The 17795-nt window shown below is 55.5% G+C and carries 15 protein-coding genes; 11 read left to right on the top strand and 4 right to left on the bottom strand.

The window, feature by feature from the left end; genetic code table 11:
* Positions 1–22: 22 nt before the first annotated feature.
* The 6 genes from atpA (at position 23) to A9Q02_RS11135 (ending at position 6447) form a co-directional block, all read left to right on the top strand.
* Positions 23–1591, top strand: a complete 1569-nt coding sequence (gene atpA / locus A9Q02_RS11110; RefSeq protein WP_097653107.1) for a F0F1 ATP synthase subunit alpha — start codon at positions 23–25, stop codon at positions 1589–1591.
* Between the two features lie 67 nt (positions 1592–1658).
* Positions 1659–2534: a F0F1 ATP synthase subunit gamma gene (locus A9Q02_RS11115; RefSeq protein WP_097653109.1), complete on the top strand. Its 876-nt coding sequence runs from the start codon at positions 1659–1661 to the stop codon at positions 2532–2534.
* Between the two features lie 82 nt (positions 2535–2616).
* On the top strand, positions 2617–4047 hold the full coding sequence (gene atpD / locus A9Q02_RS11120) for a F0F1 ATP synthase subunit beta (RefSeq protein ID WP_097653111.1): 1431 nt from the start codon (positions 2617–2619) through the stop codon (positions 4045–4047).
* A gap of 3 nt (positions 4048–4050) precedes the next feature.
* Positions 4051–4467, top strand: coding sequence for a F0F1 ATP synthase subunit epsilon (locus tag A9Q02_RS11125; RefSeq protein ID WP_097653112.1), 417 nt, complete (start codon positions 4051–4053; stop codon positions 4465–4467).
* Between the two features lie 217 nt (positions 4468–4684).
* Positions 4685–5695, top strand: coding sequence for a rod shape-determining protein (mreB, locus tag A9Q02_RS11130; RefSeq protein ID WP_097653114.1), 1011 nt, complete (start codon positions 4685–4687; stop codon positions 5693–5695).
* Positions 5696–5748: 53 nt separating this feature from the next.
* Positions 5749–6447: a methyltransferase domain-containing protein gene (locus A9Q02_RS11135; protein ID WP_097653116.1), complete on the top strand. Its 699-nt coding sequence runs from the start codon at positions 5749–5751 to the stop codon at positions 6445–6447.
* Here A9Q02_RS11135 and A9Q02_RS11140 read toward each other — a convergent pair.
* Positions 6438–7520: a sensor histidine kinase gene (locus A9Q02_RS11140; protein WP_097653118.1), complete on the bottom strand. Its 1083-nt coding sequence runs from the start codon at positions 7518–7520 to the stop codon at positions 6438–6440. The two genes, A9Q02_RS11135 and A9Q02_RS11140, sit on opposite strands and share 10 nt — an antisense overlap.
* Before the next feature lie 9 nt (positions 7521–7529).
* Positions 7530–8231: a response regulator gene (locus A9Q02_RS11145; protein ID WP_097653325.1), complete on the bottom strand. Its 702-nt coding sequence runs from the start codon at positions 8229–8231 to the stop codon at positions 7530–7532.
* Positions 8232–8379: 148 nt separating this feature from the next.
* Between A9Q02_RS11145 and A9Q02_RS11150 the strand changes: the two genes are divergently transcribed.
* A complete protein-coding gene (locus tag A9Q02_RS11150; protein ID WP_097653120.1) occupies positions 8380–9489 on the top strand; it encodes an alpha/beta hydrolase in 1110 nt (369 codons plus the stop codon).
* 31 nt (positions 9490–9520) lie between these two features.
* On the opposite strand, the gene A9Q02_RS11155 is transcribed toward A9Q02_RS11150, so the two are convergent.
* Both A9Q02_RS11155 and mce read right to left on the bottom strand, forming a co-directional pair.
* A complete protein-coding gene (locus A9Q02_RS11155; protein ID WP_097653121.1) occupies positions 9521–10507 on the bottom strand; it encodes a DinB family protein in 987 nt (328 codons plus the stop codon).
* Between the two features lie 12 nt (positions 10508–10519).
* A complete protein-coding gene (gene mce / locus A9Q02_RS11160) occupies positions 10520–10927 on the bottom strand; it encodes a methylmalonyl-CoA epimerase (RefSeq protein ID WP_097653122.1) in 408 nt (135 codons plus the stop codon).
* A 209-nt stretch (positions 10928–11136) separates the two neighbouring features.
* Here mce and A9Q02_RS11165 point away from each other — a divergent pair, with 209 nt between their 5' ends.
* From A9Q02_RS11165 to A9Q02_RS11180, 4 genes are all read left to right on the top strand, one after another.
* Positions 11137–13323 carry an ATP-binding protein gene (locus tag A9Q02_RS11165; protein WP_245860499.1) on the top strand — a complete coding sequence of 729 codons (2187 nt, stop codon included), beginning with the start codon at positions 11137–11139 and terminating at the stop codon, positions 13321–13323.
* Between the two features lie 4 nt (positions 13324–13327).
* Complete coding sequence (locus A9Q02_RS11170; protein ID WP_097653124.1) at positions 13328–13954, top strand: metallophosphoesterase; 627 nt, start codon at positions 13328–13330, stop codon at positions 13952–13954.
* Between the two features lie 224 nt (positions 13955–14178).
* A complete protein-coding gene (locus A9Q02_RS11175; RefSeq protein WP_097653126.1) occupies positions 14179–15105 on the top strand; it encodes a DUF4032 domain-containing protein in 927 nt (308 codons plus the stop codon).
* A gap of 78 nt (positions 15106–15183) precedes the next feature.
* Positions 15184–17787, top strand: a complete 2604-nt coding sequence (locus A9Q02_RS11180) for a glycosyltransferase family 39 protein (RefSeq protein ID WP_097653128.1) — start codon at positions 15184–15186, stop codon at positions 17785–17787.
* Positions 17788–17795 lie beyond the last annotated feature (8 nt).

Below are 17795 nucleotides of genomic sequence, written 5' to 3' on the forward strand. Positions count from 1 at the left end.
CATCTGCTGATGGAGCGTCTAGATGACCACGATGACTGATGAATTGCTTGCCCGCTTGAAGCAAGGCATTGCGAGCGGGGTTGAATTTGAGCCGCGTCAGGTTAATGTTGGCACTGTCACCTCAATTGGTGATGGTGTGGCCCGCATTAGCGGCCTTGACCAGGTGCGTGCTTCCGAGTTGATCGAGTTTCCGCCGAAGGCAGGACGTGTCGAGTCGATCTTTGCCTATGCCCTCAACCTTGAAGAAAATAGCGTTGGTGCGATCATCCTCGGTGATTATCAGTCCATCGAGGAAGGCGATATCGTCACATCGACAGGACGGGTGATCTCGGTTCCTGTTGGCCAGAGTTTGCTTGGACGAGTGGTTAATCCGCTCGGTCAGCCGATGGATGGCAAAGGACCAGTTGAGGTTAAGGCCTATCGCGAGGTCGAGCGCATTGCCCCTGGTGTAATTACCCGCCAGTCGGTTGATACGCCAGTGCAAACAGGAATTGTGGCGATTGACGCCCTTATTCCGGTTGGTCGCGGCCAGCGTGAGTTGATTATCGGTGACCGGCAGACTGGCAAGACGGCCGTTGCTATTGATACCATCCTGAACCAGAAGGGTCAGGGGATGGTCTGTATCTATGTGGCAATTGGCCAGCGCCGTGCCCAGGTTGCCCAGGTCGTGGGTATTCTCGAAAAGTATGGTGCGCTTGATTACACGATTGTTGTGTCAGCAACCGCATCTGAGTCAGCAGCACTGCAGTATATTGCCCCCTATGCTGGCTGTTCAATGGCCGAAGAGGTCATGGAAAACGGGGTCACGCTGGATGGGAAACTCGTCAAGGATGCCCTGATTGTGTATGACGATCTGAGCAAGCACGCGGTGGCGTATCGCCAGGTGTCGTTGCTGCTCCGTCGGCCCCCTGGCCGCGAAGCCTATCCCGGCGATGTCTTCTACCTCCACTCGCGCTTGCTTGAACGCGCTGCACGTCTCAATGACGATTATGGTGGTGGCTCGATTACGGCCCTGCCAGTGATTGAGACCCAGGCGAATGACGTGTCGGCCTATATCCCGACCAATGTCATTTCGATTACCGATGGTCAGATCTATCTCGAGACCGACCTCTTCAATGCAGGCCAGCGCCCAGCCTTGAACGTTGGTATCTCGGTGAGCCGCGTCGGTTCTTCCGCACAAACCCGGGCGATGCGCTCGGTTGCCGGTAAGCTCAAGGGTGAGCTGGCACAGTTCCGCGATCTGGCAGCGTTTGCTCAGTTTGCCTCGGATCTTGATGCAACGACCCGCGCCCAGATCGAGCGAGGTCAGCGGATGCAGGAGTTGCTCAAGCAACCCCAGTATAATCCACTGCCCATTGAAGATCAGGTCGCCATCCTGTATGCAGCCAACAATGGCTTCCTCGAGGAAATTCCCGTTGCCTTTATTACAACGTGGCGCGATGATTTCTTGAACTTTCTCAAGACAGCCCATCCCGAGGTGCGTACCCTGATCCGCGATAATCGCCTGGATCGCAAGTTCCCCTCGGATGAGGTCAAGAATGCGCTTACGTCGGCGATTAAAGAGTTTAACGCCACGAGTAACTATGCTTGATGTTTGTGCATGGACGTTGCCCCTGACAGGGTAACGTCCATGAGCAAACTGCAATTCGGAGTATCCCATGGCGAGTAGCCGTGAAATCAAGCGGCGGATCCGCTCAGTCAAGAATGTTGCCCAGATCACTCGCGCAATGGAGATGGTCTCGGCTTCGAAGATGCGCCGTGCGCAGCGGAATGTGGTCGCTACCCGTCCCTACGCTGAGAGTATGCGTCAATTGATTGCTGAGTTGACCGGCCGTATTGTTGGTACCGGGCGTAAAGGCACGTTGCTGGAAGTCCAACCTGAAAGCGGGAAAGTGGGGTTGATCGTCGTGACCCCTGACCGTGGTCTGTGTGGGAGCCTTATCTCGAATGTGCAGCGCCAAACCGGGCGCTTTATTCTTGAGCAGAATAAGGCAGGCAATCAGGTCGAGAGCTTTACGTATGGCAAAAAAGGGCGCGATTTTCTTGTGCGCAGCGGTCAGAAGGTGATCGCTGAGACCATGAAACTCGGTGATGCTCCGTCCCTCGAACAGGTGCTTGGAGTGGCACAGGCAGCGTTGGCCCGTGTGCAGACAGGCGAGTATAGCGAAGTGTATATTGTCTATAGTGAGTTTGTCAATACGCTTGTCCAGCGACCTGCCCTGAAACGCCTGGTTCCGGTGGAAACACCTGAAGCAGGTGGGGCACCACGCCTCGACTTCACCTATGAGCCAAGCCAGGAAGAGTTGCTCGAAGAATTGTTGCCGCGCTATGTCGAAACCCAGATCTATCAGGCCGTGCTCGAAAGCATTGCCAGCGAACATTCGGCACGCATGGTGGCGATGCGCAATGCAACCAAGAGTGCCAAGGATCTCGCACGTGAGTTGACCCTGACCTTTAATAAGGCTCGCCAGGCGGCAATTACCAAAGAGGTGAGTGAGATCTCTTCGGGAGCCAATGCCCTGGCCGATGGATAGTGCTGTCAGCACTGGCTGGCAGGCCCCTGAGCAATCGCGGTGGATGCCGCTGTAACTGCAACACTGAGATGGAGTGAATGTTATGACCAACGCGACCGGCGAGCAAGGCACTGTGGTTGCGATCCTTGGCGTGGTGGTGACTTGCCGCTTTGAGAATCACGTTCCTGAAATTTATAACGCACTGTTGATTCCCCTTGAGGATGGAACGAACCTGGCCTGTGAGGTTCAACAACAGCTTGGCAATGGTCTGGTCAAGGCAGTTGCTATGGGTTCGACTGATGGCTTGCAGCGTGGTGTGCCCGTGTATAATACAGGCGCAGCTATTTCTGTGCCGGTTGGCCCGGCGACCCTCGGACGAGTGATGAACGTGCTCGGTGATCCGATTGATGGGGGTGAACCGATTGCTGCTTCGGTTGAACGCCGTCCGATCCATCGCCCCCCGCCTTCATTTGAAGAGCAGAGCACCGAGGCCCAGGTCTTCGAGACGGGGATCAAGGTTATTGATTTGATGGCTCCGTTTACCCGCGGTGGCAAGACAGCGATTTTCGGTGGTGCCGGGGTGGGCAAAACCGTCGTCATTCAGGAATTGATTGCGAATATCGCCAAAGAGCAGTCTGGCTATTCGGTCTTTGCCGGTGTGGGTGAACGCTCCCGTGAAGGCAATGACCTCATGCACGAAATGAAAGAAGCACGGATTGATGAAAACTCGACCGTGTTTGACAAGACAGTGATGGTCTTTGGGCAGATGAATGAGCCCCCTGGGGCGCGTCTGCGCGTTGGCCTGACGGCGCTGACGATGGCAGAATATTTCCGCGATGAGGGCCGTGATATTCTGCTCTTTGTGGATAATATTTTCCGCTTTGTGCAGGCTGGCTCTGAGGTCTCGTCACTGCTCGGGCGTATGCCTTCACAGGTGGGCTACCAGCCGACCCTCAGCACCGAGATGGGTGAACTTCAAGAGCGTATTACGTCAACCCGCCGCGGCTCAGTCACCTCAATGCAGGCCGTCTATGTGCCTGCCGATGACTACACTGATCCGGCTCCTGCAACGGTGTTTGCGCACCTCGACGCGACGATTTCACTTGAGCGTAGTATTGCCGAACGTGCCATCTTCCCGGCGGTTGATCCGCTCGCCTCAACGAGCCGCATCCTTGATCCAAATGTGGTTGGCGATGAGCACTACCGGGTAGCCCAGGATGTCAAGCGGGTATTGCAGCGCTATAAAGACCTCAAGGACATCATTGCCATCCTTGGGATGGAAGAACTCGGCGATGATGATAAGTTGACGGTTTCCCGCGCACGCAAAATCGAGCTCTTTTTCTCACAGCCCTTCACGGTGGCCCAGCAATTTACCGGTCTCGCAGGCAAGTATGTGCCCGTCAAGAAGACGGTTGAAAGCTTCCGTCGGGTGATGAACGGCGATGGCGACCATATTCCTGAACAATTCTTCTATATGAAGGGTGATTTCGAGGAAGTTGTGGCTGCCTATGAAGCGAGTAACAAGAAGGGATAGGCCATGCCAGTCCATCTTGAGATTGTCACTGCCGAGCGTCAGATATATTCCGATGAGGTAGATCTGATCAGTGCCCCAACACGTGATGGGCGCGTCGGTATCCTGCCCCGCCATGCACCATTGCTGACCATCTTACAGCCTGGTGAGTTGACTATTGTCAAGGACGGCACCCGCACCCCGTTTGCCGTTTCGGGTGGCTTTATGGAGGTTTTACCCGATCGCGTCACGATTCTGGCTGATACGGTAGAACGCGCTGATGATATTGATGCCACTCGGGTTGAAGCGGCAATTAAACGAGCCGAAGAACTGCGTCAGTCGGCTCAGACCGATCAAGAAATGGCGCTCGCCGAAGCCAAGTTGCGCAAAGAGATGGTACGCCTCCAGGTGATGCGTATGCGCGAAATCGGGCGGCGCCAGTAAGGTTCGCCTTCGACAGTGTTGCGAGAGGGTCAGGGTGAGCGTTTGGCACGCCCTGACCTTCGCTTTTGCGCATCATTGGTCTCGTTACATCAGCTTTTTGTCAGCTACAGATACACTGAAAAGGTTCTTGGAGAGCTAAAGATACGTTATAATAGGGGATGTTTTGGCTCTCTTTCTGTACCTACTGGGTGTATGTTGGTAGATACCAGGGGAAATTATGGCCCGCAAAATTGGCATTGATCTCGGAACCGCAAATGTCCTCGTGTATGTCAAAGGCAAAGGCATTGTGCTCTCTGAGCCGTCGGTGGTGGCGCTGAGCACCCGCGATGGCCGTGTGCGCGCTGTTGGGGCCGAGGCCCTGGCTATGCTTGGGCGTGAACCCGAGAGCATTGAAGTGGTGCGCCCGATGCGCAATGGTGTCATTGCCGACTATGTTGTCACTGAAGCTATGCTGAAATATTTCATCATGCGAGCGGCAGGGCGCTTTCGGGTAGCCAAGCCAGAGGTAATGATCTGTATTCCAGCCGGTGTGACAAGCGTCGAGATGCGTGCGGTTCGTGATGCCGCGCTCGAGGCCGGGGCTGGGCGCGCTTTTCTGATCCGTGAACCACTGGCCGCCGCCATCGGGGCGAATATTCCAGTTGCCCAACCCTCGGGCAATCTGATTATCGATATCGGTGGAGGGACAACCGAGGTGGCCGTTATTTCCCTCAATGATATTGTGGTCAGTACTTCGGTGCGGGTCGGCGGTAATAAATTTGACGAAGCGATCGCAGCTTATGTCAAACGAAAATATAATGTCCTCATTGGCGAACGTACGGCCGAGAGTATCAAGATCGAGATTGGTTCGGCGCTCCCCCTCGAACGACCTTTGACCACCCAGGTGCGCGGTCGTGACCAGGTCGCTGGTTTGCCGCGAACCATCGAAATTGACTCGAATGAGATCACCGAAGCGATCCAGGAACCCCTCGAGGCGATTGTCAATGCGGTGCGGGCGGTACTGGTCGAAACCCCGCCGGAACTGTCGTCGGATATCATTGATAAAGGCATGGTGATGACCGGCGGTGGTGCGATGCTGCGCCGCATCAATGAACTGCTCACCGAAGTCACCGGTGTGCCATGTTACGTCGCTGATCAGCCGGCTTCCTGTGTGGCAATTGGCACAGGCCTGGCTCTCGAAAACCTCGATATTCTGCGTGATAGTCTCAGTGGGGATGATTTGAATTGACGGGCAAGGGGCTCTGACCCTGGCCCATCGATGCGGGCTTTGGCGGTAGCAATATGAAACAGTCGTGTAACCCGCCCAGCGATGGGCTTGTGCTTGAAATTGGGAGTGGGGATAATCCGAATCCACGGTCGAATGTCCTGGTGGATCGTTTTTTGGGGTCAGATAATCGCGAACGCGGCGGCGATCTGGTGGTCGATCGCCCGTTTGTGGTAGCTGATGCGCACTTTTTGCCGTTCAAGGATGGGGCTTTTGCTTATGCGATCTGTTCGCATATCCTTGAACATATGGACGACCCCAAGCAATTTGCGCGTGAGTTGCAACGTACCAGTGCCGCCGGTTATATCCAGAGTCCGTCAGAAATTGCCGAGCGCCTCTTTCACTGGTCCTTTCACCGCTGGTATGTCAACCTCGTTGGCGACACGCTCGTATTGCACCCCAAAGAACCTGCCGAACCCTTTGGCGAGTTGTTTGATTATCTCTATGAGTATAATCCAGCCTACTATTTTTTCCAGCGCAGCATGCCCGACCTCTTCTGGGTTGAGCGTGAATGGCACGGTGACAATTTGCAGGTAGAGGTACGCGAAACGTCACCGTTACCACTCCGTGATCCGGTTGCACTGCGTGAACTTGTTCGCCCGCGCCGTAACCCCCTGGTGCTGATCGGCCTCTTTTTTGCCGCCCTTGGGGCGCGGAGCCTGCGTACTCGCGCACGCCGCCTCTTGCGTAAGGCTGTTGGGCGGAGCTACGTCTGAGCCTGGTGTGCCGGCATCTGGAGGGGTTGCGCAGGATCATTGATCGGCAGGGTTACGGTACATGTCGTGCCATGGCCTTTGCCCGCGCTCGAGGCGCTCACGTTGCCGCCATGCATTTCACTGATGGCTTTCACGATTGCCAGGCCGAGACCGGTTCCTCCCGTGCCTCGACTCCGCGAGCTATCGGCGCGGTAAAAGCGCTCAAAAATCGCATCGAGCTGTTCTGGGGTCAACCCTTCACCGGTATCCCGTATTTCAAGACGGATCCATAGCTCATCAACGCTCGTCACCACCGTAACACTTCCCCCGAAAGGTGTGTGTCGTAGTGCGTTCGTGAGCAGATTAAAGAGCACTTGCCGTATGCGGAGTGGGTCGATCCACAAGCGAGGCAAGCTTACAAGCTGACTGGTCAAGCGCACACCTGCTTCGTCGGCAAGTGGCGTAAGAGCTTGGAGACTCTCGGTTACAAGATCGCTCAGGTCAGTCCATTGGCGTGTAAGTGGCAACTGATGGCTTTCAGCGAGCGCGAGTTCACCAAGGTCAGTTACAAGGCGGGTTAGGTGGCGTGTCTGACCATAGAGGTGAGCGATGGCAGCTCCATCGAGCGGGGTGAGTTCGTCTAACGCAATGCGAAGATTGCCTTCGAGAACGGCCAATGGTGTGCGTAACTCGTGCGAAATATCATTCATCAGATTGCGGCGTACGATCTCGCCTTGATGCAATTCATCTGCCATCTTATTAAACGTCCGGGCCAGATCTTGCAATTCCTCACTGCCACAGACTGGGACAGTCACCGCCAAGTTGCCTGAGCCGATTTGCCGAGCAGCCTGGGCTATGGCACTTACCGGAGCACTAACCACGCGAGCAATAACGATACCACTAGCGAGACCTACCAACGCAGAGAGTGCCATAAACTCGAGTAAACGGCTGGCAATCTCTGCATCAGGCGGATCGCCACGGGGTTCTTCCCAACCAGCGGTATGTGGGATGATGATGGAGAGGAACTGGAGGAAAAAGACCGCAAAAAGCACCCCTCCGATCAGCACGCTAAAGCGTACCCAGAGGCGATTCATAGACTGTTCCTACTGTTTAGTGAAGCGGTAACCGACGCCATAGACCGTACAGATATAACGCGGATTATTGGGATCGGGTTCGATTTTACGGCGCAGATTGCGGATGTGTGTATCAAGCACGCGGCCCATACCTTCGTAGGCATACCCCATCGCTCGTTCCAGCAGATCATCACGGGTGAGGGTATAGCCAGGATGTTCGAGCAGTGCCTCAAGCAGTTTGAACTCGGTACGCGTGAGTTCAACCGACTGCCCCTGAATGGTCAGGCTATGCTGATCCAAATCGAGACAAAGTTCCCCAGCGCTGAGCGTACGGGGCGTGACAGAGCCGTGCAGATCAAGGGATCGGCGGCGAAGGAGAGCGCCAACACGAGCAACCACCTCGCGCCCGTTGAATGGTTTGGTAATGTAGTCATCAGCACCAAGTTCGAGGCCTAGGATCTTATCCCCTTCATCAATACGTGCGGTCACCAGAATGATTGGTAGGGCACCAAGGATCGCATCAGAACGTGCGACACGAATGAGCGACCAGCCATCGCGGCCTGGCAGCATGAGATCAAGGATAACGAGATCAACCTGATCGTAGCGCATTGCTTGCAAGGCTGCGTTGCCATCGTGTGCCGTCAGCACATGATAGCCAGCCTGCTCGAGATAGCTCTGCAAGATATGGGCGATTGATTGGTCATCGTCAACGACTAGAATGCGCTGCTTCATAGGCATATCGTAGCACATCATGCTGAAGAAACTCCGAAGAAATGGGGCCATTTCTTTAGAAAGCTTCGAGACAATCTACGGATTTTCTTGAGATTCGCTTGTTATGCTGGTGTACGAGTGCTCTATATGACGGGAGGATGCGATCACCATGAATGATAGGATTATGCTCAAACGTCGGTTGGCCATGCTGAGTCTGGTTTTTACCCTTGCCGTAGTTGCGCTTGCCGGGTGCGGTGCAACCCCTGCTTCGCCAACGGCGCCTTCAGCCGTTCCAGTTGAGGGCACCATGATCGCCCCAACGGCGGAGGTTTCCGTAGCGACTACCGAGCAGCCAAGTTCTACTCCTGCTGCACAGATGCCATCTGGTGGACGCCCCGCAGGTGTAATGCCTGGTGGGCCGGGTAGCAGTATGCCTGCCACCACAGCCACCCCCATCGTGAAAGATGCCGCCTATGCAAACATCTCTACCGCACAGCAACTTGACCTGTATGTTCCTGAGGGTGAAGGCCCGTTTCCTGTCATCGTGACTATTCACGGCGGTGGCTTTATGCTCGGTGATAAAGCGGATGCGATGGCTACGACGGGCATTGATCAATTGCTTGAAGCGGGCTATGCCGTTGCGAGTATCAACTACCGTTTGAGCAGTGAAGCATTAGCACCTGCGCAAATCCAGGATGCCAAAGCTGCTGTTCGCTGGCTTCGTGCGAATGCGGTAACGTACCAATTAGATCCCGAGCGTGTTGGTGCGTGGGGCGCTTCAGCAGGTGGAAATCTGGCTGCGCTTTTGGGTACATCGTGTGATGCTGCTGCATTAGAAGGTGCTGAGTTAGGCAACGCAGATCAGTCGAGTTGTGTGCAGGCCGTGGTGGACTGGTTTGGCCCAACTGATTTTCTCCAGATGGACACTCAATTTGCTGGGACAAGTTGTCCGCAAACCCATGATGAAGCCAACTCACCCGAGTCGCAATTGCTTGGTGCTCCTATTCAAAGCGTACCAGAGCAAGCGCAGCTGGTTAACCCGCTTACTTACATTGATGCCAATGATGCGCCATTCCTGATCCAGCATGGAACGGCTGATTGCAATGTGCCACCGCAACAGAGTGTCTTGCTCTATGATGCGCTTGTGGCGGCACAGGGTGATGAGAACGTGACCTTTATATCGATTGAAGGTGCTGGTCACGGCGGCGAACAGTTCTTTGATGCCGCCAACTTCCAAGTGGTACTCGACTTCTTTGCGAAGCATCTGGGAAGGTCGTGAAAAGGACAAACGAAGAGCGCATACTGAAGGCTTACTCGCCCTCGAGAATTTCAAAGACCAGGCTGTGGGGGAGCGAGAGAGTACGGTGATCAAGCAGGTCATGACGGATCTGGGCCATCTCGATGAGGTGGCCTTTTTCGTGATCAACAATCCAGTTGCCTTGATGGGTCAGGGGGATTGTGCCAAAGATCGTGTGGTGCCCGGTACGACGCCAGGCAGCCACGGTCAGACCACGGAGCAGATCGATGGTCTGCTCACGACTGGTATAGAAAGCCTCCATGAGATCGATCATCGGGTGGTTACGATAACGAGCAGCCTGAACCAGGGTTGGCGGATGGGCATTGGGCAACTGAGGGGTATCTGTTTCAAGGATCAACCAGGCCCGTTCGCGAAAAACCACATCCATATCCGTCAGATGACCGACCTGCTCTTTGATCGAAGCTGCGCCCACAGCCGGGGTAGCCAGTTGCTCTTCGCTGAGATCAGCCACCAGAGCCTGGAGGGTTCCCCAGGTCTGTTCAAGTTGCCGGACAATAGTGTGCGGGCCAAGCGTCCCCATTGACTCGGTGGCACGGAAACTAAGAAAGCCCTCGCGCACCGTACCACAGACATCACAGGTGGCCGGGGCTCCTTCCATAAGCTCGCCACAACTCCCACAGACAAAAAGATCGCCCATCTCTTCGGCAACAAGATCACGGCCTTCGCCAAGAGCCTGGGCCGCCCGTTCGAGCAATTCCCGTGGGAGGGTGCTGATCCCGGTCACTGGCCCGGAGGCGATCATATCAGGCTCAAAACCTGCTAGTGCGTGGGCCACATTAAGGCGTGTTTTGCCCACTTCGCCGAGCGCACGAAAGGCTTGTTCGGCCCGCACCCGCTTCATACTGCTGAGGGCGGCGAGTAAGCGAGAGACATTGTATTTGCGCTCACGGCGAGCCTGGAGTGACCAGACATAATAGGCTGTGTAGCCCATGCTGGTACTGCAGAGCAACTTCCGATAATCTTCTTGATCAGAATTCATGGCTCACTTGCTTTAATGCTGATGTTGTACCAGTTCCGTCAGGACACCCTGAGAACCGGCTTTGGGATGCACGAAGGCGACCAGTGTATTATGGATACCTGGACGTGCCTGTTTGTCGATCAGCGGAACACCGCGTGCCTGAAGTTCAGCGAGCGAGGCAGCGATATCATCAACGCGATAGGCAATATGGTGAATGCCAGGACCTTTCTCACGTAGAAACTTGGAGAAGGCCGCTTGATCTGAGGTCGGGGCAATCAATTCGATCAAAGTTTCACCAAGGCGGGCAACCCCAACGGCCATATGGCGATCGTCCAGACTGATGCGCTCCCACTCGGTGATGCCGTAGGCCTGACTGTAAAAAGCAATCGCCTCTTCGACATTATGAACAGCAAAGCCAATGTGATCAATAACCGTGAACATATGTACTCCTTTGTGCATAGTAACCAACGCTCAGATACAGGCTATTATACCCTGTCTCGCCAAATCTGGCAGATGAATCTGGGTCTACGTCACTTTTTTGTAAACTAAACCATAGCGTCAGTGCCCATGAGAGAGTACAATGCAAACAATGATATGGTGGACACGTTGTAGAGTTTTCACTGCCCTACATTATTGTACGGTCTTCCTTTATGCTGAGTGTACAGCCTGAGCAAGCTACAGAGGCCCTAATGCTGCTGGCCGAAGCAACCCGGTTGCTGTACGAAGATCAGCCGCTCCAACAGCGTGTTCATCGTGTGTTTGAACTCTTGCGCGGGCCAGTCAGTTTTCGTGATGCGCGCTTAACATGTTGGCTCCAGTCAGCTCAACCTGGCACAGCTCGCCAGCAATACTATTCTGCCCGTGGTTGGCCCTATCCGTGGGATGAAGCACTCACACGGCGGGTGGCTCTGAACGGAGTTTTTGAGAGTCGGACAATTGTACTGAGCAACGAGGCGGCTGGAGATGGTGATTTGCCAGTCATGCAGGCAGCCTACCTTGGCACACCGATCTTCTGGGGCGGGCGTTTATGGGGTGTCATCGAGTTACGCGCCCCCACCGGTACCAACCTAGTCAACCTCGGACGTGAAATGCTCACAGGCTTGCTGCCTCAGTTAGCCATTGCGATTGCCCGGGAAGGGCGGCGTGAGCCAGTCCCTGCTGGTCTTGTGCCCGTGAGTGAGACACCAACTGGTCTCACCCTTGAACCACAACGTCGCCAGCAATTGAGTGAACTCGATACAAATCTAGAACAGATGCTCGATCTGCATGAATTATTGAGTTTACTGTTACGACGTACCATCGAGGCAACCGGGGCTGACGCCGGAGCGATTGTGCTTGTCGATCACCAACGGCGTCAGTTGATCCTGCAACTGGCCGAAGGCTATCCAACATCTTTGCAGCAGGGGCTGACCAACCAGGGCCGACAGCGGTTTAACTGGGAAGCAGGCTCGGCGGGTCAGGCGGCCCACACTGGGCAGGTCGTACTTGTACGGGATCACACAACGCAGACCGGGCTACAGCCGACCTGGGCAGGCGCACGAACCGAACTTGCGGCACCAGTGTTGCTTGGTGATCGTCCTGCCGCCATCATTTTATTGCACAGTACGCGGGCAAATGCCTTTGGTGAAGATGAACTGAGTTTTATGCGTGCCCTCTGCCGCCGGGTCGCCAACCCGCTCAACCGGGCCATTCATTACCAGGAAGCGCTTGAGAGTGCCAATTATCTTGGTCAAGTCTTTGCCAGTTTGCCAACGGGGTTGGCATTGATTGATGCAAGTGGCAAGGTATTGCGGGCGAACCCTGCCTGGAGTGAAATCTGGGGCTTTCGCGGGGCACTGACCCGTTCGCCCTTTCACGTCAGTTTTGATCTCGTCGAACTACTCTTACCGCGCCTGCAGGATCCGATGCGCCTGACCGAATTTTTCACCCGGTGTCAGCGCAACCCTGCCGAACTACAGACAACCCGTGTGCGCCTGGTCAATCCGAATCAAAACCTACAAATCCTCTCGGTGCCAACCTCTGACAGCCAGCACCGGATCACCGGACGGCTCTGGGCAGTGACTGATGTCACCCGCGAAGGCGAAGCCGATCGCCTCAAACACGAATTTGTTTCGATGGTCAGCCACGAACTGCGCACACCATTAACCTCCATCCTCGGTTATACTGAACTCTTGTTGAACCGTGAATTCACGGCACCTGACCGGATGCAGTTTATGCAAACAGTCTTTGATGAAGCGAGTCGTCTCTCGCAACTTGTTGAAGACTTGCTGAGCATTTCGCGGATTGAAGCGGGCAAAGTTCAGCTCAATCGGTGGCTCACCTCACTCCATAGCATTGTGGCCGAGTTGACAACGCAACTCAACACCCAACTGGCGCGTCATCGTATGTTGCTCGATGTGGCCCATAACTTACCACCAGTCTATATTGATCGTGACAAAGTGAAGCAAATTATCTTCAATCTTTTAACCAATGCGATCAAGTATAGCCCTAATGGTGGGCAGATTGTGTTGGCCATCAAGGAGACTGACGAAGCAGACCTGCCGCTTGATCATCCACCAGGGAGGTGGATCCGGATTGCCATTAGTGACAAGGGACTTGGCATTGCCCCCGAGGATCTGCCACGTATCTGGGAACGTTTCTATCGCGTGGATAATACGAATACGCGCAGGATTGGCGGAACGGGTTTAGGTTTGAGCATTACCCGTGCGCTTGTCGAATTGCATGGAGGGCGAATCTGGGCTGAAAGCGAACTTGGAACTGGTTCGACCTTTACTTTTACTCTTCCTATTCCTGGCGTCAACGTTGGCTTTCGTCAACGTCTTGCTGATAGTGTGTAATATCATGCAGATTCTTACGATCAGTGATGAGGTTGTCCCCACAATCTACAGCTTGAATATCAAACAGCGCTTTCCCGCGATTGATTTTGTCTTAAGTTGCGGCGATCTGCCCTATTACTATATCGAATTTGTCATGACCATGCTTAGCGTGCCATGTTTCTATGTCTATGGCAACCACGATGGTTCACAGTTTCTGGAGACCGGGGAGGAGTTAACGGCACCTCGTGGAGCTATTTCGGTTGAAGGGCGCGGCATGCGCCATGGGGGGCTCAGTATCGCCGGGCTCGGTGGAAGTTTACGCTACAAACTTGATGGGTATCATATGTATACTGATGCCGAGATGATGCGGCGTGCCTGGCGTCTGGTACCGTGGATGCTGCTTAATAACTATCGTTATGGCAGTTATCTTGATATTCTGATCACCCATGCCCCACCTCTTGATATCCACAACGGCCCGGATTACCCACATCGTGGCTTCCAGACTTTTCTCTGGCTGATGGATCGCTTTCGTCCGCGCTATCTCATTCACGGTCATATTCACCTCTCGTATGGCTATACGAGCACGACCGAAACCCGTTATGGCGATACTATGGTGATCAATACTGCCGGATACGGCCTGCTTGAACTCTGAGCGTCCGCAGGTCTACTGTCCCCCCAAAAGCTAAGAACTGGCTGTGAGGGTGCTGGCTTTGCTAGCACCCTCACAGCCATCTATCAGATTAAACCTCTTGCAATGAAAGACTGTTCGTGCTACCCTAAGCTTAGAGTGACGCAACCCTAGCGGCTGCGCAGGTCACGTCGAAGGTAGACAGACAATCACACGGCGTCGTGCGACGTAGCCAGGAGATAAGATCGATGTCCTGGATTCAGCAGACGACCCGTGAAGATTTTAGTCGAGCCCGACGCAAAGCTCTGTTCACTCAGTTGCTTTCGCTGGTTGATCGTTCTTCGAGTGAACTGCTCGCGTTTGAAGAGGTACGCTCACGCCTGAATGTGCGGAGCCAGCGCGATCTGGGCCTCCAGAGTGTGCCGGTCGCGCACATTATTGGCAGCGAAGGCCGCTACGCCGATTTTGACCGTCAGTTTGCACCACGACATCAGGCTACGATGTCACGCTGGCTGTCGGTTGACCGTGCCTTCCACGAGGCCGTGACGCTGCCGGCGGTCGAACTTTACAAGATCGGTGATATTTATTTTGTCAAGGATGGCAATCATCGTGTCTCAGTAGCCCGTTTGCAGGGTCAGGTAGACATTGATGCGTTGGTGACCGAACTGGTCGTTGATGTGCCGCTTGGTTCAGATTTGAGTATGCGCGATCTCTTGCTGAAGGAGGAGTATAGCGATTTTCTTGAATGGACTGAACTGGCAAGCTTGCGTCCAGACCAGCGGATCGAGTTTAGTGAACCGGGGGGCTACCTGGCCTTGATCCAGCATATCAATGCCCATCGCTACTATCTAAGTCAGGAACAAGGCAGTGAAGTTACCCGCGACGAAGCTGTTACAAGGTGGTACGATACGGTCTACATGCCGGTTGTCAGTGTAATCCGTGAGAGTGGGTCCTTGCGTTCATTCCCAGGTCGTACCGAGGCTGACCTCTATCGCTGGATTATGGATCATCGCTGGTATCTGCGCGAACGCAATGGTGGGGCTGACCCTGGCCCACTCGTTGCCATTGAAGACTATGTCCGCCTCTTTGGACGACGGAGCCTTGCCGAATTAACCGAGCGCCTTATGCGTGGGCTTCGTGCTGTCGTCCAGCCCTCTGCCGACCGCGCTGCGTAACAGAAGGTCTGTGTTGTGAGTCCGACCGTGTCTGTGGTTTCTACACGATCTGCGCGCCTCTCACGGCAGGTTGTAGCCATGGTTGTGACTCCAACCCTGCTGGCGCTCTTCACCATGGCACTTCTGGTGCTTGGTTCGTCGCTAGCACGCGCTTCTCACCAGATGAGGGGCGATGATCCGCTACTCGGGCGATCGTTGTTCCGTTTTTATCCACTCGAAGTGAGTGAAACAGGGATCTATCGCTGGTCACGCCCCGAGGCGACGCTCTTTCTCTATGGCTATGATGGACGTGCCGTCGTGACGAGTCTGCGCCTGGCGGCGTTTCGACCGGCCGATCAGCCGGTTGCCCTGGTTCATCTGCGCGGCGACACGATTGATCCAGGCTCATTTCCGGTCGACTCTGTCTGGCGAACCTATCATCTGCTGATGCCGATGCGCCCTACTGGTGAAACACCGCTCCACTTCACGACAGAAGCCTATCAACCGCCCGCTGATCCACGTGAACTCGGGGTGGCGCTGAGTGACGTGACGATCACCGCGACGCCGGGCTTGATGCTCCATCCTGTGCGCCTAGTCTATCTGCTCGGCTGGCCGTTGCTTGTCTGGCTTGTGCTGGTGCGCTTGCGTGCCTCGCCCAGGCTGGCGGTGGCGGGCGGTCTGGTGATGGCGCTCGGGGTTGGCTGGGCTGCCGCTTTTCCGGTTGAGGCAGGCTATTGGTGGCCGACCCTTGGCTGGCCTTGGTGGCCGCTGCTGCCGCTTGCGCTGCTGATGGCAGCCCCGCAACTCGGCGTATTGCTTGCTGGCGTGCGCTCGTATCTTGTCACCCACCAGGCACTCAGTCTGGCAGGCATTGGCCTAGCACTGGGGGCCTTGCTCGCGCTGCGCCTGGGCTTTGCTGTTGCACCTGGGATGCTGCTGCTCGTGGTGGGTACGTGGCTTGGCCAGGCCTGGCTCAAGCGTGCTGCATCACGTCAGGGGCTTCTCAGCACGCGCAATGCTGTGCTCATTCTCGCGCTTTTTGGACTCCTTGCACTTGGTACACGCCTCGTAAACCTTGACACACAGCCCGCTGGCCTCTGGCGTGACGAATCGCGTCACGGTTTGCAGGCCCTGCGTATCTGGGAAGATCCAGCGTATCGTCCGGTCTATGTCGTAGAAGGGGCCGATCTGCCTGCCATGCTCTTCTACCTGATGGCGCCGGTCATCGGCAGCGCTGGCCCACACCCGTGGAGCGTGCGCTTGGTGAGTGCGTTGGCTGGTGCGCTGACACCGCTGGCACTTTATTGGGCTTCTGCGCCCCTTATCGGTCGTCGCGCCGCGCTCGTGGCCGCAGGGTTGCTTGCAAGTGCCTCGTGGGCCTTGAGCATGAGTCGATGGGCGTTTCCGGCAACCCTTGATCATCTGCTTGTCCTGACAGCACTTGGTCTGGTCTGGCGTACACTGCCCGTTGAGGCGTCCCGACTGAGCCTGCTAGATGTGCCACGAACAAAGCCAGAGGTGGATCAGTATCGCGGGAGCGTAGCCTCTTGCGTGATTGGCATGGCGCTGGCAGGCTTGCTCGGTGGCCTGGCAATGTATACCTACCACACGGGTCGGCTGGCCCCAATCGCCCTCGGTGCCGCTGTGGTGATACGCCTTGGGCTAAATCCGCACCTATGGCGGAAGGCGGCACCGGGTCTTGCCATCGCGCTCGTTGTCGGGGCACTCACGATCACGCCACTTGGTCTGGCGATCCTGGGTGATCTTGAAGGGTATAACCGACGCGTCGGAACGGTTTCGTGGCTTGATGCCAATAACCCTGATAGCCGTGCGCCGCTCGCGCTTGCACTCGATAATCTGCAGCGTTATGCCCTCGCCTACCATGCTGTTGGTGAGCGCAATGGCCGACATCATCTCCCCGATGTCCCGCTCCTTGATCCTGTGACAGGTCTGTTGCTCGCGCTTGGGCTTGGAGCAGCGCTCCCTCGCCTTCGGCAACAGCCGGGATTCCTTGTGGTTGTAGCCCTGGGCGTAATCTATCTTGTGCCAGCCGTCTTGAGTAACGACGCACCTCACGCAATGCGTGCCCTTGGTACGCTTGCCCCGGCTTGCATGCTGGCCGGGATTGGGTTTGTCGGTCTGCGTTATGGCCTGGGAAGTTCGCCTGACCAGACTGATGAGCCTTCACCAAGCCCCCTTACGGCCACTGTTGCACGGGTTCACCCAAAGAATGCGCCAGGGCTCCCACTGGTACGCACTGTTCCTTTGATGTTACTTGGGGTGAGCCTGCTCTTCAACCTCTGGCTCTATTTTGGGGTGATGCGTCTCGAACCCCGCGTCTATGGCGAATTTGATCTGGTCGAAACCGCCGTGGGTCGGCTGATTCAGCAGCAGCATCGCCAGAACAATCTGGCAAGTGAAGACCTGACAATCTATTTGCCTGAACCCCTGCGCACGACCGACACCGTTCGCTTCCTGACCTGGGGAATCGAGCTAGGACGTTATGATGGTCGTCCCCTTGAGGCTGAGGGGTCGGCAGTGCTTTTGTTGCCTGCCAGTGCCGATGAGGCCGAGCAGGCAGCGGCCATGGCAGCCCTCGGGGCTGAAGGCCGCGCCCTTGGTGTGGTGGCAACAACACCGAATGGCGCACCACTGGTACTTGCTTTTGGCCGTGGACAAGCCGCTGATCGGATACTGCGCTGAGAACTATA

This window comes from Candidatus Chloroploca asiatica, assembly GCF_002532075.1.
GTDB classification, from domain to species: domain Bacteria; phylum Chloroflexota; class Chloroflexia; order Chloroflexales; family Chloroflexaceae; genus Chloroploca; species Chloroploca asiatica.

Coding starts and splice junctions, on each gene's coding strand:
- atpA (WP_097653107.1), top strand. CDS start 23: ATGACCACGATGACTGATGAATTGCTTGCCCGCTTGAAGCAAGGCATT.
- A9Q02_RS11115 (WP_097653109.1), top strand. CDS start 1,659: ATGGCGAGTAGCCGTGAAATCAAGCGGCGGATCCGCTCAGTCAAGAAT.
- atpD (WP_097653111.1), top strand. CDS start 2,617: ATGACCAACGCGACCGGCGAGCAAGGCACTGTGGTTGCGATCCTTGGC.
- A9Q02_RS11125 (WP_097653112.1), top strand. CDS start 4,051: ATGCCAGTCCATCTTGAGATTGTCACTGCCGAGCGTCAGATATATTCC.
- mreB (WP_097653114.1), top strand. CDS start 4,685: ATGGCCCGCAAAATTGGCATTGATCTCGGAACCGCAAATGTCCTCGTG.
- A9Q02_RS11135 (WP_097653116.1), top strand. CDS start 5,749: ATGAAACAGTCGTGTAACCCGCCCAGCGATGGGCTTGTGCTTGAAATT.
- A9Q02_RS11140 (WP_097653118.1), bottom strand. CDS start 7,520: ATGAATCGCCTCTGGGTACGCTTTAGCGTGCTGATCGGAGGGGTGCTT.
- A9Q02_RS11145 (WP_097653325.1), bottom strand. CDS start 8,231: ATGAAGCAGCGCATTCTAGTCGTTGACGATGACCAATCAATCGCCCAT.
- A9Q02_RS11150 (WP_097653120.1), top strand. CDS start 8,380: ATGAATGATAGGATTATGCTCAAACGTCGGTTGGCCATGCTGAGTCTG.
- A9Q02_RS11155 (WP_097653121.1), bottom strand. CDS start 10,507: ATGAATTCTGATCAAGAAGATTATCGGAAGTTGCTCTGCAGTACCAGC.
- mce (WP_097653122.1), bottom strand. CDS start 10,927: ATGTTCACGGTTATTGATCACATTGGCTTTGCTGTTCATAATGTCGAA.
- A9Q02_RS11165 (WP_245860499.1), top strand. CDS start 11,137: ATGCTGAGTGTACAGCCTGAGCAAGCTACAGAGGCCCTAATGCTGCTG.
- A9Q02_RS11170 (WP_097653124.1), top strand. CDS start 13,328: ATGCAGATTCTTACGATCAGTGATGAGGTTGTCCCCACAATCTACAGC.
- A9Q02_RS11175 (WP_097653126.1), top strand. CDS start 14,179: ATGTCCTGGATTCAGCAGACGACCCGTGAAGATTTTAGTCGAGCCCGA.
- A9Q02_RS11180 (WP_097653128.1), top strand. CDS start 15,184: ATGGTTGTGACTCCAACCCTGCTGGCGCTCTTCACCATGGCACTTCTG.